This is a genomic window from Actinacidiphila glaucinigra, from assembly GCF_900188405.1.
Lineage (GTDB): Bacteria > Actinomycetota > Actinomycetes > Streptomycetales > Streptomycetaceae > Actinacidiphila > Actinacidiphila glaucinigra.
On sequence record NZ_FZOF01000024.1, the window covers coordinates 20,360 to 40,921 of the forward strand.

Here is a 20,562-nt window from a genome sequence, read left to right on the forward strand (position 1 = left end):
CATCCGGGCATCCGTACGACCGGAGGAGAGCAGTGGCAGCCAACGACCGGGCGGCAGCTCCCGGCAAGGCCTGGAGTCGCGAGGGCTCCGGCGGTGAGGGCCTGATGCGCGCCTCCCTGAGTGCCGTGGCCCCCGGCACCGGCCTTCGGGACGGCCTCGAGCGGGTTCTGCGCGGCAACACCGGTGGCCTCATCGTGCTGGGGATGGACAAGACCGTCGAATCGCTGTGCACCGGCGGATTCGTGCTGGACGTCGAGTTCAGCGCCACCAGGCTGCGCGAGCTGTGCAAGCTCGACGGGGCCCTCATCCTCGACCGGGACATCACCAAGATCGTGCGGGCCGGGGTCCAGCTGGTGCCGGACGCGTCGATCCCCACCGAGGAGACCGGCACCCGGCACCGCACCGCGCAGCGGGTCTCCATCCAGACCGGCTTCCCGGTGGTGTCCGTCAGCCAGTCGATGCGGCTTATCGCCCTGTACGTGGGCGGGCAGCGCCGCGTCCTGGAGGACTCGGCCGCCATCCTCTCCCGCGCCAACCAGGCGCTGGCCACCCTGGAGCGCTACAAGCTCCGCCTCGACGAGGTCGCGGGCACGCTCTCCGCCCTGGAGATCGAGGACCTGGTCACCGTCCGGGACGTGACGGCGGTCGCGCAGCGCCTGGAGATGGTGCGCCGGATCGCCAAGGAGATCGCGGAGTACGTGGTCGAACTGGGCACCGACGGCCGGCTGCTCTCCCTGCAGCTGGACGAGCTGATCGCCGGCGTCGAGCCGGAGCGCGAGCTGGTCGTCCGCGACTACGTGCCGGAGCCGACCGCCAAGCGCAGCCGCACGGTCGCCGAGGCGCTCACCGAGCTGGACGCCCTGCCCCAGGGCGAGCTGCTGGAACTGCCCACGGTGGCAAGGGCGCTGGGCTACGCGGGCTCCCCGGAGGCGCTGGACTCCGCGGTGTCGCCGCGCGGGTACCGGCTGCTGGCGAAGGTGCCCCGGCTGCCGAACACGATCGTGGAGCGGCTGGTCGAGCACTTCGGCGGGCTGCAGAAACTGCTGGCCGCCAGCGTGGACGACCTGCAGACGGTCGACGGTGTCGGCGAGGCCCGGGCCCGCTCCGTCCGCGAGGGCCTGTCGCGCCTCGCGGAGTCCTCGATCCTGGAGCGCTACGTCTGAGGACCCGCCCCGCGCCGGACGCCCAGGGCGTCCCGGGCGGCCCGCGCGTTCCCGGCGTCGTCCCTAGACGTTCTTCAGGACGAAGGACGTCTGCTTCGCGGAGCGGCCGGGCAGCTTCACCTCGAGCAGATAGGTGCCGTACGGGGCCGCCCCGCCCTTGGGTGTGGCGCACTGCGGGGAGCTCGTCCGGCGGTCCCACTCGACGTCGTACGAGGTCGAGCCGCCCGCCGGGACCTGGAGCAGGTACGGGGCCCGGCTCTTGGGGCAGTCGTCGCTGGCCCACACGTGGTGGTCGTTGACGTCGGTGATGGACAGCACCGCCGAGTCCGGGCCGAAGTCCAGCTTGCACGCGGTGGCCGAGGGGTTGGTCGCGGTCAGCGTGAACCGGGGCCGCTCTCCGGGCTCGTAGGCGTTGTCGGTGCTGCGCACGCTCAGCGAGACGCCGGACCCGCAGTCCGGCAGCGAGGAGCCCGCCGGCAACTGCGCACCGCCGCTGCCGTTCCCGCCGCCTCCGCTGCCGCCGGAGCCACCCGTACCACCCGTGCCCGCGGAGCCCGAGGCGCCGGAGTCCGCGCCGCCGTCGGTGGCACCGGAGTCGCCGCCCGGCGAACTGCCCTCCGTGGCACCGGAGTCGCCCGAGCCGCCGTCCGAGGCGTCACCGCCGTCGTCGCCGCCACCGCCGCCGACCGAACCGCCCGGGCGGGAGCTGTTGAGCGGACCGCTCGCGGACGGACCGGGGGTGATGGACGGCACGGGTGAACGGCCGTCCGGCCCGTTGGCGCTGTTCCCGCCGCCGTCACGGGAATTGACGGCCCATACGGCCAGGACGGTGAGCAGCGCGAGCAGGAGCAGCACAACCGCCCGTCGCCGCCAGTAGATGGAGGACGGGAGAGGTCCTACGGGATTGCGCATAGAGCCCACGCGCAAACCTTATGCGGTTTCCCTTGAATCGGACCAAGGCACGCGCGGCACGCTGGCAACTTGTGTGATTGATCAGCAGATCTCCCCTCCGTTCCGGGAACTCCCCCGCCCGTCGGCGCTGCCCGCCGCGGCGGCCCCGGGGACGTAGGATCGGAGGCGCTATGAACGACGACCGCGACCACCACCCGCTGCACACACCCGTGATCGACTGGTTCGACGACAACGCCCGGGATCTGCCGTGGCGCCGTCCCGAGGCGGGCGCCTGGGGCGTCATGGTCAGCGAGTTCATGCTGCAGCAGACCCCGGTCAGCCGGGTCCTGCCGGTGTACGGGCAGTGGCTGGAGCGCTGGCCCACTCCGGGCGCCCTCGCGGCGGACCCCTCCGGGGAGGCGGTGCGCGCCTGGGGCCGGCTGGGCTATCCGCGCCGGGCGCTGCGGCTGCACGCCGCGGCGACCGCGATCGCCCAGCTGCACAACGGCGAAGTACCCACGGACCACGCCGAGTTGCTGGCCCTGCCGGGGGTCGGCGAGTACACGGCCGCCGCGGTGGCCTCCTTCGCGTACGGGCAGCGCCACGCGGTGCTGGACACCAATGTGCGCCGGGTCTTCGCGCGTGCCGTGACCGGTGTGGAGTACCCGCCGAACGCCACGACCGCCGCCGAACGCCGGGTCGCCCACCGGATGCTCCCCGCCGACGAGGCCACCGCCGCCCGCTGGGCCGCGGCCACGATGGAACTGGGCGCCCTGATCTGCACCGCCCGCGGCCCCGAGTGCGTGCGCTGCCCGATCGCAGGGCAGTGCGCCTGGCGGCTGGCCGGCTCCCCCGAGCACGACGGCCCGCCGCGCCGCGGCCAGACGTACGCCGGCACCGACCGCCAGGTCAGGGGCAGGCTGCTGGCCGTGCTGCGGGAGGCCACGGAGCCGGTGCCGCAGGCGGCGCTGGACGCCGTGTGGCACGAGCCCGTCCAGCGTGCCCGGGCGCTGGACGGCCTGGTCGCCGACGGTCTGGTGGAGCCTCTCCAGGACGGTATGTACCGGTTGCCCGGCTGAGAGCCGCACTCCCCGGACGGCCGCGTCGTTACACAACCGATGGGTGGCTGTGGGTCCGCTGTGCGGCGGCGGTCGTCAAAGCCGTACATCCGCTCCGTAGCGTCGGGCTGGTCGTAATCGAGCGCGCCGGACGGAGGGACGCCATGGCGGCGAACGCCCAGGGGACAGCCCAGGTCATGGACTTCGAGGAGTACGTGCGGAACCGGCAGGAGGCCCTGCTGCGCAGTGCGCGCCGGCTCGTCCCGGACCCGATCGACGCCCAGGACCTCGTCCAGACGGCGCTGGCGCGCACCTACCCGCGCTGGGGCGACATCGCCGACAAGAGCCTGGCGGACGCCTACATGCGCCGGGTGATGATCAACACCCGTACCGAGTGGTGGCGTGCCCGCAGGCTGGAGGAGGTGCCGACCCCCGAGCTGCCGGAGGGCTCGGTCGACGACGGCGCCGAGCAGCGGGCCGACCGGGCGATGCTGCTGGACGCGCTCGGCATGCTGGCCCCCAAGCAGCGCCAGGTGGTGCTGCTGCGCCACTACCGGCAGCTCAGCACGGAGGAGACGGCGCACGCGCTGGGCATGTCGGTGGGTACCGTGAAGAGCACGCTGCACCGGGCGCTGGCGCGGCTGCGCGCCGAGCTGGAGCGGCAGAGCAACGGTTACGGAAGGCCCGTGGAGCCCGCCACGGGCGGTACGGAGGGCGTGTGCGCCGCAGCGTAGTCCCGGTGGGAGCCGCTGCCGCCGCTGTCGCGGTGTGCGGGGCGCTCGTCGCCGTGACCGGCTGCCGCGACGCCGGAGGTGTCCGCGAGGAGGGCACCGCCGCGGTCGCCTCCCCCGCCCCGGCGTCCCCCTCGGCGTCGCCGCCGGCCCCGGACGCCCACCCCCTGGGCAGCGGGCGGTCGGCGGACCCGCGGACGGCGGACGCCAAGGCCGCCGCGGACGTGGTGCACCTGGTGAAGCGCGACCCGAAGGTGGCCCGGGACATCCGGGACAGCCTGGTGGCCTGCCCCACGCCGTCAGCGGGCGTGGCGGCCCGTCCGAGCGCCCCGGTGGACCCGTACCCGGTGGACCGCCGCTCCGGCCGGCTGACCGGGAAGGACGCCACGGACCTGGTGGTCAACGTCTCGACCTGCGCGGACAGCGTGGGCATCGGAAGCTACGTCTACCGCCGTGTGGACGGCGGGTACGTGAACGTCTTCGCCGACGAGCAGCCCCCCGTCTTCGCCGAGATCGGCGACGGCACCCTGAAGGTGACCCACCAGGTGTACGAGCCGCAGGACGCGGTCTCCAACCCCTCCGGCGAGGACGTGACCACCTACCGGTGGAACGGGAACCGCTTCGAGGAGGTCTCCTTCTCCCACCGCGACTACGAGACGGACGACGGCACCGGGAGCGGTTCGCATGGCTGAGACGCACGTCCTGTTCGTCGAGGACGACGACGTCATCCGCGAGGCGACCACGCTGGCGCTGGAGCGGGACGGCTTCGAGGTGACGGCCGTGCCGGACGGGCTCGCCGGGCTGGAGGCGTTCCGGGCACGGCAGCCGGACCTGGCGCTGCTGGACGTGATGGTGCCGGGCCTGGACGGGGTGAGCCTGTGCCGGCGCATCCGGGACGAGTCGACGGTGCCGGTGATCATGCTCTCGGCGCGGGCCGACGCGATCGACGTCGTCCTGGGCCTGGAGGCGGGCGCCGACGACTACGTCACCAAGCCCTTCGACGGGGCCGTGCTGACCGCCCGCATGCGGGCGGTGCTGCGGCGCTTCCGGGTGGCCGCGGTGGACGAGGCCCCGGCCGGGGCGGGGGTGCTGACCTTCGGCGACCTGGAGGTGGACCCGGAGGGGATGGAGGTGCGGCGCGCCGGTGAGCGGATCGCGCTGACGCCCACGGAGATGCGCCTGCTGCTGGAGTTCTCGGCGGCGCCCGGGACGGTGCTGTCCCGGGACCGGCTGCTGGAGCGGGTCTGGGACTACGACTGGGGCGGCGACACCCGGGTGGTGGACGTCCATGTGCAGCGCCTGCGGGCGAAGATCGGGCAGGAGCGCATCGAGACGGTGCGCGGCTTCGGCTACAAGCTCAAGGGCTGACGCGGTGACCGCACGACCCGGGGACGCCGCCGCGAGGAGGGGCCGTCGGATGCCGAAGATCGGGCTGCGCTGGAAGGTCTGCGTGGCGATCGCCGTGGTGTCGGCGCTGGTCGCGCTGGTGCTGAGCCTGGTCGTGCACAACGCGGCCCGGGCGAGCATGATCGACAACTCCCGGGACGCGCAGAACGAGCGGGTGCAGTTCGCCCAGCGGATCTACGAGTCCACCGGCCGGCTGACCATGAACGCCCGGCTGGACGACCCCGACCTGCCCGCGCCGCTGAAGCTGCTGGCCCGGGAGGGCAAGCTGGCCACCTATGTCTCCGACGACGGCGGCGCGCCCGTGGTGTGGGCGGAGACCCCGTTGAAGGACGGCAAGATCCTCTCGCTGAAGGCGACCTTCACCGACCGCTTCTCGGTCCTGGAGGACCTGGACCAGGCCCTGGTCATCGGCTCGTCGGCGGTCGTGGTGGGCGGCACGGCGCTGGGCGTGCTCATCGGCGGGCAGTTGTCCCGGCGGCTGCGCAAGGCGGCCGAGGCGGCGGGCCGGGTGGCCGACGGGGAGACCGACGTACGGGTGCGCGAGGCGATCGGCGGCCGGGTCCGCGACGAGACGGACGAGCTGGCGCGGGCCGTGGACGCCATGGCGGACGCCCTGGCCGGCCGGCTGGAGGCGGAGCGCCGGGTCACCGCGGACATCGCCCATGAGCTGCGCACCCCGGTGACGGGGCTGGTCACCGCGGCCGAACTGCTCCCGCCGGGGCGCCCCGCGGAGCTGGTCAGGGACCGTGCTCAGGCGCTGCGCACGCTCGTGGAGGACGTGCTGGAGGTCGCCCGGCTGGACGGCGCGGCCGAGCAGGCCGACCTGCAGGACGTGGCGCTGGGCGACTTCGTACGGCGCAGGGTGGCGGCCGCGGCGCCCGAGGCGGCCGTGACCGTCCGCGGCGACGCCGTCGTCCGCACCGACCCCCGCCGGCTGGAGCGCGTCCTGGGCAACCTGCTGGCGAACGCCGCCCGGCACGGCCGTCCGCCCATCGAGGTCACCGTCGACGGCCCGTACGTGGAGGTCCGCGACCACGGCCCGGGCTTCCCCGACGACCTGCTCCGCGACGGTCCGAGCCGCTTCCGCACGGGCAGCAGCGACCGGGCCGGCAGCGGCCACGGCCTGGGGCTGACGATCGCCACCGGCCAGACCCGCGTCCTCGGCGCCCGGCTCACCTTCCGCAACGTGCCCGCGGAGCAGGGGGGCGGGGCGGTGGCCCGGCTGCTGCTGCCCCGGGAGTAGGCCGGGCGGCCGGCCGGCGGCGGGCGCGCGGCCGGGGCGTCAGTCCCGGTCCGCGTCCTCGACGCAGTCGTCCCACGGCTTGCCGAGGTCCAGGCCGCCCTCGCGGCGCTGGGTCAGGCTGAACCAGTTGCCGGAGTCGTCGCGCATGATCGCCTCGGTGCCGTAGGGGCGCTCCTGCGGCTCCTGGAGGAAGACCACGCCCTTGTCCTTGAGGTCCCGGTACGTGGCGTGGATGTCGTCGGTACGGAGCACACCGGCGCCGAGGACGCCCTTGGCGACCAGCGACCTCAGCTGCTCGGCCGACTCGGGGTCGAGCGCCGGGGGCCCGGGCACCATCAGGGTGATCTCGACGTCGGGCTGCTCCTTGGGGCCGACCGTCAGCCAGCGCATCTCGCCCATGCTCATGTCCGTCCGGACCTCGAAGCCGAGTTTGCCGGTGTAGAACTCCTTGGCGCGTTCCTGGTCCTGCACCCAGACGGTGACGATGGAAATGCCGGTGATCATGGCCTGCTCCTGAGGGGATGGCGTGCTTGCCTGTCCCTTCACGCTAGGCGGCGGAGTCAGCGTGCTTCTCCGGAATTGCGGTCCTCGCCGCGGGCCTCCTCCTTGCGGAAGCCGCCGGCCCAGAACAGGGCGTAGCAGCCGGGGATGAGGGCGGCGCCGCGGTGCAGGTGCCTGCTCCGGTACTCGGTGGGGGTGAGTCCGGTGTGCCGTTTGAAGCGGCTGGAGAACGTGCCGAGGCTGGAGAAGCCGACGAGGTTGCAGATCTCGGTGACGGCGAGGTCGGCGGTGCGGAGCATCTCCTCCGCGCGTTCCATGCGGCGGCGGCTCAGGTACTGGCCGGGGGTCTCCCCGTACACCGCCTTGAAGGAGCGCACGAAGTGGTAGCGGGAGTAACCGGCGTGCGCGGCCACCGCGTCCAGGTCGAGCGGCTGGGCCCAGTCGCGGTCCATCGCGTCCTTGGCCAGCCGCAACTGGCGCAGGAGCCGCAGGTTCTCCGCCATACGGACGATGCTCGCACGCGGGTCGGACAACGACCCCCGTGCGAGCATCGGCAGCGGGTGGGAGGGGCGGGCCGGGCGGCTCAGACCACCTCGACCGCGGCGACCGCCTCCTCGGTGCTGGGCGCGGTGGGCGCCGAGCGGAGCGGGATCTCCTTGACGAAGAAGGCCAGCAGGAAGCCGATGACGCTGACGACGGCGCCCCACAGGAAGACGTGGTGCGTACCGCCCGCGACGGCGTGGAGGTAGGCGTCCTTCACCGGCGGCGCCAGCTTGGCCAGGCCCGCCGGGTCCATCTGGGCGGCGCCGGAGCCGGCTCCCGCGGCGGCCTCGCCGAGGCGGTCCGTCATGGTGTTCTGCACCTGGTGGGTGAAGATCGCGCCGAAGAGGGCGACGCCGAAGGAACCGCCGATCGTCCGGAAGAGGGTGGAGGACGAGGAGCCGACGCCCATGTCCTTCATCTCGACGCTGTTCTGCGCTATGAGCATGGTGATCTGCATCAGGAAGCCCATGCCCGCGCCGAGCACGGCCATCCACACGCCGGAGACGAAGCGGCTGGTGCCGGTGTCCATCGTCGACAGCAGGTAGAGGCCGACGGTCATCAGGCCGCCGCCGACGATCGGGAAGATCTTGTACTTGCCGGTCTGGGTGGTGACCCGGCCGGCTATGAGCGAGACGACCATCATCGACAGCAGCAGCGGCAGCAGCAGCAGGCCGGAGTTGGTCGCCGAGGCGCCCTGCACGATCTGCTGGAACAGCGGCAGGAAGGTCATCGCACCGAACATCACGAAACCGACCAGGAAGCCGATCACGGAGATCAGCGAGAAGTTGCGGCTGTGGAAGATGTGCAGCGGGATGACGGGCTCCGCGACGCGGGTCTCCACGTAGAGGAATCCGGCCAGCGCGGCCACGCCGAGCACCAGCAGGCCCAGGATCTGGGGCGAGCCCCACTCGTACTGGTTGCCGCCCCAGGTGGTGAGCAGGACGAGCGAGGTGATGCCGATGGTGAGCAGCACCGTGCCGAGGTAGTCGATGCTGGTCTTGATCTGCTTCTTCGGCAGGTGCAGCACCGCCGAGATCATGAAGAGGGCGACCACGCCGAGCGGGAGGTTGATGTAGAAGCTCCAGCGCCAGCCCCAGTTGTCGGTGATGTAGCCGCCGACGAGCGGTCCGCCGATCATCGCGACCGCCATGACGCCGGCCATCATGCCCTGGTACTTGCCGCGCTCCCGCGGTGGGATCAGGTCACCGATGATCGCCATCACACCGACGATCAGACCGCCGGCGCCCAGGCCCTGGACGGCGCGGAAGGCGATCAGCTGGCCCATGTCCTGCGCCATGCCGGACAGCGCCGATCCGATCAGGAAGATCACGATCGACGACATGAAGATGCCCTTGCGGCCGTACAGGTCGCCGAGCTTGCCCCAGACGGGCGTCGATGCGGCGGTGGCGAGCGTGTACGCGGTGACCACCCACGACAGGTGCTCCAGGCCGCCCAGCTCACCCACGATGGTGGGCATCGCGGTGCCGATGATCATGTTGTCCAGCATCGCGAGCAGCATCGCGATCATGAGCCCGAACAACACCACGCGCACGCTGCGCTGCGGGGTCTCGGCGGTCTCCGCCATCACAAGCTCCCCTACTTGTTTCTTGCTTCTCTTCGGTTGCTTACCTGCCGCCCGGCTAGTTGCCTGGGGCACCCTGACAGTATGCGGCTTACTAGCCGGGCGTCAAGTAAGTTAAAGTTCGCCCATGGCAACGCCCCACGCACGCAGAGGTGATACGCGACGCCGCATCCAGGACGTCGCGCTGGAACTCTTCGCCGAGCAGGGATACGAGAAGACGTCCCTGCGTGAGATCGCCGAGCACCTGGACGTGACCAAAGCGGCGTTGTACTACCACTTCAGGACCAAGGAGGACATCCTCAACAGCATCGTCGAGGACCTGGCCTCACCGGTCGACGAGCTGATCGCCTGGGCCACGGAGCAGCCGCGCACCCTGGAGACCAAGTGCGAGGTGCTGCGGCGCTACGCGGACGCGCTGTGGAGCGCCGGCCCGCTGTTCCGCTTCATCCAGGAGAACCAGGCCACCGTCCGCGACCTCAGCATCGGCGAGACCTTCAAGACCAAGCTGCTCGCCGTCCACTCCCTGCTCAAGGACCCGGACGCGCCGCTGACCGACCAGGTGCGCTCGATCACCGCGGTCTTCGCGATGCACGCCGGGATGTTCGCGATGCAGAACCTCGAGGGCGACCCCGAGGACAAGCGTGCCGCCGTCCTCGAGGTCGCCCAGGAGTTGATCGCCCAGACCTACCGGGGTCAGACCGACACGCCGTGAGACCGCAGGTAGGGCAGCGGGTTCACGGACGAGCCGTAGTACGGGGTCGTGCGGATCTCGAAGTGCAGGTGGGGGCCGGTGCTGTTGCCGGTGTTGCCGGACAGCGCGATCTGCTGGCCCTGGCCGACGTACTGGCCGACGCGCACCTGCATCTTCGACAGGTGGCCGTACTGCGAGTACATGCCGTTGGCGTGGCGGACCACGATGTTGTTGCCGTAGGCGCCGCCCCAGCCGGCCTCGACGACGGTGCCGGCGCTCACGGCGTGGACGTTGGTGCCGATCGGCACGGCGAAGTCCTGGCCGGAGTGCTTGTGGGCCCAGCGGGCGCCGTTCTGCATGTAGCCGGCGGACAGCGCGTACTTCTTGACCGGCACCGACCAGCCGCTGTTGCTGCGGCTCTGCTGCTGCGGGGCGCTCTTCTCGGACTGCCCCACGTGGTTCCGGTGCTTCCAGTGCAGCTCGGCGCGCGCGTGGCGGTCGGCCTTCGCGGCGTGGGCGGCGCGCTGCTGCACGTCGGCCTGCGCCCGGGTCACGTCCGCCAGCTTCCCGGCCGCGCCGAGGCCCAGCAGGCTCTCGCTCTGCGTCTGTGCCATGGCCGTCCCCGCCGCACCGAGTGCCAGCGAGGCGCACACGCCGGCGGTGACGACGGTACGACGGCCACGGAAGACGGAGTTCGAGATCTTGGGCATACGCATTCGGAATTACCTCGCGGAAATAGCCGGACAAGAACAATGCGACGCGTTCGCCGCGGATCCTTTGGTAACCCGACATTCCGGCCCAGGACAAACCCCCCCGTTTACTACCGTATTTCGTAGCCGGGGCTGACCGCACCCCGCTCCCCCGCCTGCCGCACGGGCGCCGTCCCCTAAGGTGATTCGTACGTGGCCCAGGTCACGTGGGTCACGTCACCGGTCCCGGGACCAAAGGAATTGCCCTTCGGGACCTAGGTCCCGTGGCCCGGGTCACACGGAAAGAGAAATCCGGGAGCCGGCGGAGCGCGGGAAGGCGAAGAGCACGCGATCCGCATGACGGGGGGCGGGAACGTGGATCCTTCGGCCGTGGGTGTACGGCTGGCGTCGGCCGTCGCGGGGCCGCTGGTCAAGAGGCTCTTCGTGGCGGAGGGCCCCGGCGCGGGCCTCGTCGACCGGCCGGTCCGCATCTCCTCCCGCGTCTCCTTCAGGGGTGAGAAGCGCACCCTCACCGACGCGGACCTGCGCGCCCTGGCCGCCAGGCTGGTGCGCCGCGCCCTGCGCGCCGGGGAACGCCCCGTCGGCGCGGACGAGGAGACCGCCGTCGCCGACGCCCTCGCGGCCTCCCTGCACGCCCTGGGCGACCTCGACCTCACCGACGTGCAGGCCGTGGACCTCGGCCACACCGCGTTCGCCCGCGCCCTGCGCCGCGCCGCCGGTTCCCCGGAGCGGGAACTCAGTGCCGACGGCGCGCACTTCCACGAACGGCTGCTGGACACGGCCTGCCTGCACATCCTGCACTTCTTCACCCAGCGCTCGACCTTCGTCGCCGCCACCCTGGTCGAGCAGAGCCGGGCGCTGGGCGACCTGACCGCCCGCGTCGACGCGCTGATCACCCGCACCCCGCTGCCGGGCGGCGAGGACGCGGCCTTCGAGCGGCGCTACCTGGACTACGTCGCGAAGAAGTACGGGCGGCTCACGATCCACGGCCTCGACCTGGCGGACGCCCCGGACCGCTGGCCGCTGGACACCGCCTACCTCAGCCTGGAGGCGGTGCCGTCCGCCGGCCCCGCGGACGGCGGGACGGAGGGGCTCGCCGGGCCCCGCGCCGCCGACCGGGCCCTCGCCGCGCACGAGCGGGTCCTGCTGCGCGGCGAGGCGGGGTCGGGGAAGACCACCCTCGTGCAGTGGCTGGCGACCGCCTGCGCGCGCCAGGACCCGGACGAGGGCATGGCGTACCTGGAGGACCGGATCCCCTTCGTCCTGCCGCTGCGCACCCTCACCCGCCACGGCGGGCGCCTCCCCGCGCCCCGCGACTTCCTCGCCTCCGCCGGCTGCCCGCTCGCCGGCACGCAGCCGGCCGGCTGGGAGGCCCGCGTCCTCGCGGAGGGCCGCGGGCTGCTGCTGGTGGACGGCATCGACGAGATCCCCGACGCCGAGCGCCGCCGCGCCCGGGCCTGGCTCGGCGACCTGCTCGACGCCCATCCCGGCAACCGCTGGCTGGTCACCTCCCGCCCCTCCGCCGTACGGGAGGACTGGCTGGCCGGGGAGGGCTTCACCGAGCTGGCCCTGACCCCCATGGGCCCCGCCGACGTCGCCGCCTTCGTCCGGCGCTGGCACGCCGCCGCCGGGCCGGAGGCGGCCGGGTACGCCGAAGGGCTGCTCGGCGCCGTACGCGCCGAACCGGACCTCGGCCGGCTCGCCACCAACCCGCTGATGTGCGGGCTGATCTGCGCCCTGCACCACGACCGCCGCGGCTACCTGCCCAGGGCCAGGAAGGACCTGTACGCCGCCGCACTGTCGATGCTGCTGGTCCGCCGGGACCGCGAACGGGAGACGGCGGTCGTACCGCTGCGCGAGGAGGCGCAGACCGAGCTGCTGCAACGGCTGGCGTACTGGCTGGTCCGCAACGGCCGCACCGAGATGGACCTCGGCCGCGCCGAGGCCGTCGTCGCGCGGGCGCTGCCCGCCGTCCCCGAGGCCGCCGCGCTCGGCGACGCCGGCGCCGTCCTGGCGCGCCTCCTCGACCGCGGCGGCGTGCTGCGCAGGCCCGCACCCGCTTCCGTCGACTTCGTGCACCGCACCTTCCAGGACTACCTGGGCGCCCGCGCCGCCGTGGAGGAGGCCGACTTCGGGCTGCTCGCCGCGCACGCCGCCGACGACCGGTGGGAGGACGTCCTGCGCATGGCGGTCGCGCTCGCCCGCCCGCCGGAGCGTGCCGCGATCCTGCGGGACCTCCTCGACCGCGGCGACCTCGCCGCGGACCGGCGCACCCGGGCCCGGCTCCATCTGCTCGCCGCCGCCTGCCTGGAGGACGCCGAAGCCCTCGATCCGGGCGTGCGCGAAGCCGTGGAGCGGCGCGCCGCGGCGCTCGTCCCGCCCGCCGACGCGGCAGAGGCCCGCGCCCTGGCCGAGGCCGGGCCACTCGTCCTGGGTCTCCTCCCAGGCCCCGGCGGGCTCTCCGACGCGGACGCCCTCCACGTCGTGGTGACCGCCTGCCACCTGCCCTCGGACCGGGCCGCCCGGTACCTGGCGGGCTTCGCCGCGCACCGGTCCCTGCGGGTCCGCGCCCAGCTGATGTGGTCCTGGCACCGCTTCGACTGCGCCGTGTACGCGCGGGAGGTCGTCGCCCGTCTCGACCCGGACGGCCTGGACTTCACCATCCGCTCCGCCGAGCAGCTGCGCGAACTGCGCGGGCTCGGTCTGCGGCCCACCCGCCTCGACCTGCGGGGCGACCTGCCCGTGGACGAGCTGGCCGGGTACGTGGCCGGGCTCGCGCTCACCGAGGTCAGGGTGAAGGACTGCGCCCTGCCCGACCTGCGCTTCCTCGCGGGCCAGCAGGGGCTGCGCCGGCTCGCGCTGCTCGGCCCGGGCGCGCCCGCCGACTGGACGTCGATCGGCGGGCTACCCGCACTGCGCGAGCTGGAGCTGGCCGCCCCGGACGACGGCCGGCTCGACCTGTCACCGCTCGCCGCCCACCCCGGGCCGCTGACGGTGCGCGTCCCGCTGCCCGCCGACCGCCTGACCGGAGCCGACCGGCTGCCCGCGGGCGTGACCGTCGTCCCCGGACCGCGTCAGGGAGGCTAGTCGCCGTCCCGGTCCCTCCAGCCGCCCCGGCCGCCGTGGCCCCGGCCGTCGTGGCCGTCGCCGTCACAGTGCCCGTCGCAGGGGTCCCCGCCGGCGGTCGGCGAGCCGGTGGCCGAGGGCGTCGGGCTCGGCGGCGCCGAGGGCAGCGCAGCCACCCGGGTGGCGCCCGCGGTCAACCGCGAGCCGGAGGTGTACGCCACCGACTGGAAGCGGGGCGGGGTGACGGAGGTGTCGAATGTCCAGCGCTGGACGGGCCGGCCGTCGCGGGGCCTGAGGACGACCTCGGCACCCGCCTCGCGGCCCGCGGGGGCGACCGCGAGCTGCTGGTTCCAGCGCGGGATGAGGTCCCCGGTCAGGGTGAGGTCGTAGCGCACGTCCTCGGCGCCGGTGACGAAGGACGCCGTGCACAGGCCGAGTTCCAGCGCGCGGCCGCGGTGGGAGTTGAGGCAGTACGCGGGCTGGGCGACGCTGCGCATCAGCCCGTCCGGCTCGTACGACCAGAACTGCGTGGCACCGGTGTCGCAGCGCGCGGTGGCCGTCTCGGTGCCGATGACGGTCCGGCGGCCGGTCAGGTCGACGCACAGGTCGTTGTCCTTGTTCCGGAGCCGGCCGCGGAGCCCGTCGGCGGGGACGGGGTCGGCGGTGACCGTGCCCGAGCCGGGCGCGGTGTCCGAGGTGGTGACCGCGGCCGATACCGTGGCGGACGCCGTGGCCGCGGTGGGCGCCGTGCCGGAGGCACGTCCCTCGCCACCGCCGTCGCCGGTCGTGAGGCCGACGACCAGGGCGGTCACGAGGACGAAGCCGCCGAGGCCCAGCAGGGCCGCGGTGAGCCGCCGGCGGACGCCGCTCGCGGCCCGGCGCCTGCGGCCGCCGCGGCGACGTCCCGGGGAGCCGCCCGAGCCGTTCCCGGCATCGTTGTCATGCGCCGCCCGGCGGGTGGGGCGCGAGTCGTAGTAGCCCCGCGCCTCCCAGACCAGCACCGCCTCGGCGATCAGCACGCCCAGCCGGTCCCCTGAGTGGTCGAGCTGCTCGGCCGCATAGCGGCAGTGGTCGCAGCGGGCGATGTGCCGCTGCAGATCGGGCACGAGCCCGGCGCCGCCGCGGTGGATGGAGATGTCCAGGAGGCGGCTGAACTGCAGGCAGGCCTCGTACGGCGCGAGGTCCCGGTGCGCCTGGACGCAGGCCTCGCGGAAGCGGGTGCGGGCGAGCTCCAGCTGGGCCGCGGCCCGCTCCGGGTCGATGCCGAGCAGCCCCGCCGGTACGTCCAGCGGCTCGGCGTCGACCTCGGCGTGCCAGAGCAGGCAGCGGGCGGGCTCGGGGAGGCGCATGAAGGCCCGGTTCGCCAGCCGGCGGTTCTCGGGTACGGCCAGCCGGGCGTCGGCCTGGTCGGGGCGGGGGCGCAGCCGCCGGTGGAGCCAGGCCCGCCGGCGGTCGACGGCCCACTCCTCGGCGATCTTGTGGACGGTGATCAGCAACTCGGGGCGCCAGGCGGCCGTTGGCCCGGTCAGTCGCAGGGTGTCGACGAAGACCCGGGTGAACGCGGCCGCCGCGAGTATCCCGGCGGCGTGTCCGGAGACCGTGCACAACTCCGCGTACTCGGAGACCGGCCGCCAATGGCGGGCCAGCAACTCCTCGAACGGCTGGTGCGCGTCTTCCTTTCCCAGGGACTTTCCGATCTCTCCGGACAGCGACTCGTCCGGTACGCCGAACAGCCGGCCGGGGTGCGCGGAATTCGGATGCGGGGATTCCTTCAACGAGAGTTTCCTTCCGCGTTCGCCCCGCCGGGAAAAGTACGAACCAATGCGCCGGCGCGGGACGCAGCTACGTGGGGGGAGGTGAGGCCGGGGCGCCGACGGAGGGGCAAGGCGGCCTCTCCTCACTCTCGGCTGATCTTTTCGAATGCCTGCCGGAATGACGGCACGACACCGGCCGGAGCACGGAGAAGGAAGGGTCCGTGCTGAACATCGCTCACCTTTCCACAAATGCAACCGGCGCAACAAGGGTGGGTTCATGGGGAACACAAAACGCGACGACCCCGCCCGCACTATTGTGCGGACGGGGTCGGATCGCTCTGCGATTACCTGCGGTTATGCTTCCTTGCTGAGGTTCGGCCCGCCGGCCGCCTCGACCGGAGGCGCGTCGGCGACGGCCACCTTCTCCTCACCGCGGAAGGTGAACTTGATGTTCTCGCCCTCGCCCTCGGTGCCCACGACCACGATGTGACCGGTGCGCAGCTCACCGAAGAGGATCTTCTCGGAGAGCACGTCCTCGATCTCCCGCTGGATCGTCCGGCGCAGCGGCCTGGCGCCCAGCACGGGGTCGTAGCCCTTCTTGGCGAGCAGGGACTTGGCCTCGGGGCTGAGCTCGATGCCCATGTCCTTGTCCCTGAGGCGCTCGTCCACCCGGGCGATCATCAGGTCGACGATCTGGATGATGTCTTCCTCGCTGAGCTGGTGGAAGACCACGATGTCGTCGACACGGTTCAGGAACTCGGGCCGGAAGTGCTGCTTGAGCTCCTCGCCGACCTTGGCCTTCATCCGCTCGTACCCGGTCTTGACGTCGCCCGCGGCCGCGAAGCCGAGGTTGAAGCCCTTGGAGATGTCCCGGGTGCCGAGGTTGGTGGTCATGATGATGACCGTGTTCTTGAAGTCCACGACCCGGCCCTGGGAGTCGGTCAGGCGACCGTCCTCCAGGATCTGCAGCAGGCTGTTGAAGATGTCCGGGTGGGCCTTCTCGACCTCGTCGAAGAGGACGACGGAGAACGGCTTGCGGCGCACCTTCTCGGTGAGCTGGCCGCCCTCCTCGTAGCCGACGTATCCGGGCGGGGAGCCGAAGAGCCGCGAGACGGTGTGCTTCTCGCTGAACTCGGACATGTCGAGCTGGATCAGCGCGTCCTCGTCGCCGAAGAGGAACTCGGCGAGCGTCTTGGAGAGCTCGGTCTTACCGACACCGGACGGGCCGGCGAAGATGAACGAGCCACCGGGGCGCTTGGGGTCCTTCAGACCGGCCCGCGTACGGCGGATGGCCTGCGAGAGGGCCTTGATCGCGTCCTTCTGGCCAATGACGCGCTTGTGCAGCTCGTCCTCCATGCGCAGCAGACGCGAGGACTCCTCCTCGGTGAGCTTGAAGACCGGGATGCCCGTGGCCGTGGCCAGGACCTCGGCGATCAGCTCCTCGTCGACCTCGGCGACGACGTCCATGTCGCCGGCCTTCCACTCCTTCTCCCGCTTGGTCTTCGCGGAGAGCAGCTGCTTCTCCTTGTCGCGGAGGGAAGCGGCCTTCTCGAAGTCCTGCGAGTCGATCGCGGACTCCTTCTCCCGGCGCACGTCGGCGATCTTCTCGTCGAACTCGCGCAGGTCCGGCGGAGCGGTCATCCGGCGGATGCGCATCCGGGAACCGGCCTCGTCGATCAGGTCGATCGCCTTGTCCGGCAGGAAGCGGTCCGAGATGTAGCGGTCGGCGAGGGTCGCCGCGGCCACCAGGGCGGCGTCCGTGATGGACACCCGGTGGTGGGCCTCGTAGCGGTCCCGCAGGCCCTTGAGGATCTCGATGGTGTGCGGCAGCGACGGCTCCGCGACCTGGATGGGCTGGAAGCGGCGCTCCAGGGCCGCGTCCTTCTCCAGGTGCTTGCGGTACTCGTCGAGCGTGGTGGCGCCGATGGTCTGCAGCTCACCGCGGGCCAGCATCGGCTTGAGGATCGAGGCGGCGTCGATCGCGCCCTCGGCGGCACCCGCACCCACCAGGGTGTGGAGCTCGTCGATGAACAGGATGATGTCGCCGCGGGTGCGGATCTCCTTGAGCACCTTCTTCAGGCGCTCCTCGAAGTCACCGCGGTAGCGGGAGCCGGCCACCAGGGCCCCGAGGTCCAGGGTGTAGAGCTGCTTGTCCTTCAGCGTCTCGGGGACCTCGCCCTTGACGATGGCCTGGGCCAGGCCCTCGACGACGGCGGTCTTGCCGACGCCGGGCTCGCCGATGAGGACGGGGTTGTTCTTGGTGCGGCGCGACAGCACCTGCATCACGCGCTCGATCTCCTTCTCGCGCCCGATCACCGGGTCGAGCTTGGTCTCACGAGCGGCCTGCGTGAGGTTGCGGCCGAACTGGTCCAGGACGAGCGAGGTCGAGGGGGTGCCCTCGGCGGGACCGCCGGCGGTGGCGGCCTCCTTGCCCTGGTAGCCGGAGAGCAGCTGGATGACCTGCTGCCGCACCCGGTTGAGATCGGCGCCCAGCTTCACGAGGACCTGGGCGGCGACGCCCTCGCCCTCGCGGATCAGGCCGAGCAGGATGTGCTCGGTGCCGATGTAGTTGTGGCCGAGCTGGAGGGCCTCGCGGAGCGACAGCTCCAGGACCTTCTTGGCCCGGGGGGTGAAGGGGATGTGCCCGGACGGGGCCTGCTGGCCCTGGCCGATGATCTCCTCCACCTGCTGGCGGACCGCCTCGAGCGAAATCCCGAGGCTCTCCAGGGCCTTAGCGGCGACACCCTCACCCTCGTGGATAAGGCCCAGGAGGATGTGCTCGGTGCCGATGTAGTTGTGGTTGAGCATCCGGGCTTCTTCCTGAGCCAGGACGACAACCCGCCGCGCGCGGTCGGTGAACCTCTCGAACATCGTTAATCGCTCCTCAGAGCGGTCGGGCAGTTAGGGGCGTGTCCCCTCCCTGTCCTTCCGCATGCTAGTCCCGCACAGCGGGGCAGCTCACTTCAACCGTCGACACCTTGCGAGGTCGTTTACCCCCGCGCCGTCGACAACAGCCTCAACCCGATGGTGCGAGACGATGTTCCCGCAGGCCAGGCGGATAGCCCTTTATCCAGTACGCCGAGGGCGAACGTCCCGCCTGTCCGACATGGCCGTCGTCCGTTCCCACTAGGTATTTCTTACCCGCCCGCACGGACAGTCCATGCAGGGAGCACGCCCGCTGTCTGCTATGGGCGAACAGACTTGCGTCGTGTGGATTCACGGAACGTGACGGAACCGGCCCACCGGGCACTCCCGGTGACCCACCTCGTAACCCGGGACCCCCGGGGAACGTTGCGCAGGGCATGCAGGCCTCACGGGTCCCGGCGACCCTGGAACACGCGGACGCGCTCGACGTCCCCGCGGAGGCGGGGCACGAGGTGCTCGGCCGCTTCCCGGCGCCCCGGACGGGACCGGTCGCCCTGGCCGGGCACCGCATGCGGTTCTTCGTCGCCCCGGGCGGCGCCGAGGAGCTGCCCGGCCTGCTGGACTGGCTGGAGTGGAGCGGCATCCCGCTCGACCTCGTGCCGCTGTGCGGGCCGGAGGCCGCCTACGACGACGGCGCGCCCGCCTGGCTCCGGCCGCCCGTTCCGGACGGCGGGCGCCACGCCGGCGCGCCGCTCCATCTGCCCGCGATGTCGCTCCGCACACAGCCCGGCCCCGCGGCGGACGGACGCTCCGGGGGGACCGTGGGCCTCACGGCCCTGGTCTCCGCGCTCGCGACCGCCTGCCACCGGGTCCGGCTGCGCGTCGCCCGGACCGATCAGCCGTGCGCCTTCTCGTACGCCTCACGGATCTGCGCGGGAACGCGACCGCGGTCGTTGACCTCGTAGCCCTCTTCCTTCGCCCACGCGCGGATCTTCGCGGTGTCCTGGCTCGCGGCGCCCCCGCGGGCGGCGCCCTTCGTGGTGCGCCCGCGGCCGGCACGGCCACCGGTGCGGCGGCCGCCGTCCACGTACGGGCCGAGGAGACCGCGCAGCTTGTCGGCGTTGTCGGTGGTGAGGTCGATCTCGTACGTCACTCCGTCGAGTGCGAACGTCACGGTCTCATCCGCCTCGCCGCCGTCGAGGTCGTCAACAAGAAGGACCTGAACCTTCTGTGCCACCGGCTTCCCTTTCATCGAATACGGATTACCGGTAAAAGCAAACCGCCTTTTCCCGGAAAACTCAAACCCCTTGCCCGAACTGCTCCCTGCCAGGTAGGCATCGCCGCCGTCTTCAGCGGAACGTTTCGGACATACTGTTGTGCCGGACGGACACCGTGGGCGGCCTCACAGATGCAACAGCATCCGGCTGTTGCCCAAGGTGTTGGGTTTCACTCGTTCGAGGTCGAGGAACTCGGCCACACCCTCGTCCTTTGACCTCAGCAGCTCACCGAAGACATCGCCGTCGACCGGCGTCTCACCGATCTCGACGAAGCCGTGCTTCGTGAAGAAGTCCACTTCGAAGGTGAGGCAGAAAATTCGCCGCACTCCCAGCCACCGCGCGGTCTGCAGCAGCTTCTCCAGCACGAGATGCCCGACGCCCTTGCCGTGGTGCGCCGGGGAGACCGCGAGGGTGCGCACCTCAGCGAGGTCCTCCCACATCACGTGCAGCGCGCCGCAGGCCACCACCTCGGCGTCGTGGTCGTGTTCGGCCACCCAGAACTCCTGGATGTCCTCGTAAAGCGTCACCGTCGGCTTGTCGAGCAGGATGCGGTCGCGGACATAGGCGTCGAGCAGTCGCCGGACAGCCGGCACGTCGGCTGTCCGGGCCCGGCGGATGGTGACGTCTTTTGATGCGGCGGGCATGTGCGGACGCTATCGCCCGTCCGATCCGTCCGTCTCCCCGGGGTCACCCGGATCAGCGGATTGCACCACGCGCATTGCGTCGCGGAGCGCTTCTCGCTGTTCCGCCGACATCATGCCGAAGAAGGCGACAAGGGCCGCCGCGGGGTTGTCGCTCGCGGACCACGCCTCGTGCATGAGCGCCGCCGAGTAAGCGGCGCGAGTGGAAACCGCCTCATAGCGATAGGCGCGCCCTTCGGCTTCTCGCCGGAGCCAGCCCTTCTGATGAAGGTTGTCCATTACGGTCATGACCGTCGTGTACGCGATCGAGCGCTCCCGGCGGAGATCCTCCAGCACCTCGCGCACCGTCACCGGGTGGTTCCAGCGCCATACCCGGGTCATCACGGCGTCTTCGAGGTCTCCCAATGGACGGGGCACACCCGAATACTAGTTGCTTACG

19 protein-coding genes are annotated in these 20,562 nt (G+C 71.9%); 9 read left to right on the top strand and 10 right to left on the bottom strand.

Annotated elements, in window-relative coordinates; translation table 11 throughout:
• Positions 1–32 precede the first annotated feature (32 nt).
• Entirely contained in the window at positions 33–1,163 is a 1,131-nt protein-coding gene (gene disA, locus CHF15_RS33035; protein WP_018559543.1) for a DNA integrity scanning diadenylate cyclase DisA, read from the top strand.
• 63 nt (positions 1,164–1,226) lie between these two features.
• Here disA and CHF15_RS33040 read toward each other — a convergent pair whose 3' ends face one another.
• A complete protein-coding gene (locus tag CHF15_RS33040) occupies positions 1,227–2,075 on the bottom strand; it encodes a hypothetical protein (protein WP_322975712.1) in 849 nt (282 codons plus the stop codon).
• Positions 2,076–2,245: 170 nt separating this feature from the next.
• Between CHF15_RS33040 and CHF15_RS33045 the strand changes: the two genes are divergently transcribed.
• The 5 genes from CHF15_RS33045 to CHF15_RS33065 all read left to right on the top strand — a co-directional run bounded on the left by CHF15_RS33045 (position 2,246) and on the right by CHF15_RS33065 (position 6,493).
• Positions 2,246–3,133, top strand: coding sequence for an HhH-GPD family protein (locus tag CHF15_RS33045; protein ID WP_089227601.1), 888 nt, complete (start codon positions 2,246–2,248; stop codon positions 3,131–3,133).
• A 143-nt stretch (positions 3,134–3,276) separates the two neighbouring features.
• Entirely contained in the window at positions 3,277–3,846 is a 570-nt protein-coding gene (locus CHF15_RS33050) for a SigE family RNA polymerase sigma factor (protein ID WP_089227602.1), read from the top strand.
• Positions 3,831–4,535, top strand: coding sequence for a hypothetical protein (locus tag CHF15_RS33055; protein WP_245939166.1), 705 nt, complete (start codon positions 3,831–3,833; stop codon positions 4,533–4,535). Before CHF15_RS33050 ends, CHF15_RS33055 begins: the two co-directional genes overlap by 16 nt.
• A complete protein-coding gene (gene cseB / locus CHF15_RS33060; RefSeq protein ID WP_089227603.1) occupies positions 4,528–5,211 on the top strand; it encodes a two-component system response regulator CseB in 684 nt (227 codons plus the stop codon). Before CHF15_RS33055 ends, cseB begins: the two co-directional genes overlap by 8 nt.
• Positions 5,212–5,260: 49 nt before the next feature.
• Entirely contained in the window at positions 5,261–6,493 is a 1,233-nt protein-coding gene (locus tag CHF15_RS33065) for a sensor histidine kinase (protein WP_089227604.1), read from the top strand.
• A gap of 39 nt (positions 6,494–6,532) precedes the next feature.
• Here the strand turns inward: CHF15_RS33065 and CHF15_RS33070 are convergent, their stop codons facing one another.
• From CHF15_RS33070 to CHF15_RS33080, 3 genes are all read right to left on the bottom strand, one after another.
• Complete coding sequence (locus CHF15_RS33070) at positions 6,533–6,997, bottom strand: VOC family protein (RefSeq protein WP_089227605.1); 465 nt, start codon at positions 6,995–6,997, stop codon at positions 6,533–6,535.
• 56 nt (positions 6,998–7,053) lie between these two features.
• The gene (locus tag CHF15_RS33075; RefSeq protein ID WP_089227606.1) at positions 7,054–7,497 is read right to left on the bottom strand and encodes a helix-turn-helix transcriptional regulator; all 444 of its coding nucleotides are present in this window, start codon (positions 7,495–7,497) and stop codon (positions 7,054–7,056) included.
• An 80-nt stretch (positions 7,498–7,577) separates the two neighbouring features.
• Positions 7,578–9,122: an MDR family MFS transporter gene (locus CHF15_RS33080; RefSeq protein WP_179280076.1), complete on the bottom strand. Its 1,545-nt coding sequence runs from the start codon at positions 9,120–9,122 to the stop codon at positions 7,578–7,580.
• A 124-nt stretch (positions 9,123–9,246) separates the two neighbouring features.
• Here CHF15_RS33080 and CHF15_RS33085 point away from each other — a divergent pair, with 124 nt between their 5' ends.
• Positions 9,247–9,831: a TetR/AcrR family transcriptional regulator gene (locus CHF15_RS33085; RefSeq protein WP_089227607.1), complete on the top strand. Its 585-nt coding sequence runs from the start codon at positions 9,247–9,249 to the stop codon at positions 9,829–9,831.
• Here CHF15_RS33085 and CHF15_RS33090 read toward each other — a convergent pair.
• Positions 9,813–10,526, bottom strand: a complete 714-nt coding sequence (locus tag CHF15_RS33090) for a M23 family metallopeptidase (protein ID WP_089227608.1) — start codon at positions 10,524–10,526, stop codon at positions 9,813–9,815. The genes CHF15_RS33085 and CHF15_RS33090 overlap by 19 nt on opposite strands.
• A gap of 348 nt (positions 10,527–10,874) precedes the next feature.
• Between CHF15_RS33090 and CHF15_RS33095 the strand changes: the two genes are divergently transcribed.
• Positions 10,875–13,607 carry an NACHT domain-containing protein gene (locus tag CHF15_RS33095; protein WP_410169676.1) on the top strand — a complete coding sequence of 911 codons (2,733 nt, stop codon included), beginning with the start codon at positions 10,875–10,877 and terminating at the stop codon, positions 13,605–13,607.
• Here CHF15_RS33095 and CHF15_RS33100 read toward each other — a convergent pair.
• On the bottom strand, positions 13,604–15,361 hold the full coding sequence (locus CHF15_RS33100; protein WP_089227610.1) for an RICIN domain-containing protein: 1,758 nt from the start codon (positions 15,359–15,361) through the stop codon (positions 13,604–13,606). The two genes, CHF15_RS33095 and CHF15_RS33100, sit on opposite strands and share 4 nt — an antisense overlap.
• 333 nt (positions 15,362–15,694) lie before the next feature.
• On the bottom strand, positions 15,695–18,211 hold the full coding sequence (locus CHF15_RS33105) for an ATP-dependent Clp protease ATP-binding subunit (protein ID WP_089227611.1): 2,517 nt from the start codon (positions 18,209–18,211) through the stop codon (positions 15,695–15,697).
• 431 nt (positions 18,212–18,642) lie between these two features.
• On the opposite strand from CHF15_RS33105, the gene CHF15_RS33110 reads away from it, so the two are divergent.
• The gene (locus CHF15_RS33110) at positions 18,643–19,170 is read left to right on the top strand and encodes a hypothetical protein (RefSeq protein ID WP_089227612.1); all 528 of its coding nucleotides are present in this window, start codon (positions 18,643–18,645) and stop codon (positions 19,168–19,170) included.
• Here the strand turns inward: CHF15_RS33110 and CHF15_RS33115 are convergent.
• The 3 genes from CHF15_RS33115 to CHF15_RS33125 all read right to left on the bottom strand — a co-directional run bounded on the left by CHF15_RS33115 (position 19,101) and on the right by CHF15_RS33125 (position 20,540).
• The gene (locus CHF15_RS33115) at positions 19,101–19,442 is read right to left on the bottom strand and encodes a histone-like nucleoid-structuring protein Lsr2 (RefSeq protein ID WP_018559557.1); all 342 of its coding nucleotides are present in this window, start codon (positions 19,440–19,442) and stop codon (positions 19,101–19,103) included. The genes CHF15_RS33110 and CHF15_RS33115 overlap by 70 nt on opposite strands.
• 165 nt (positions 19,443–19,607) lie before the next feature.
• Complete coding sequence (locus CHF15_RS33120; protein WP_089227613.1) at positions 19,608–20,126, bottom strand: amino-acid N-acetyltransferase; 519 nt, start codon at positions 20,124–20,126, stop codon at positions 19,608–19,610.
• A 9-nt stretch (positions 20,127–20,135) separates the two neighbouring features.
• Entirely contained in the window at positions 20,136–20,540 is a 405-nt protein-coding gene (locus CHF15_RS33125) for a BlaI/MecI/CopY family transcriptional regulator (RefSeq protein ID WP_078619908.1), read from the bottom strand.
• Positions 20,541–20,562: the final 22 nt, after the last annotated feature.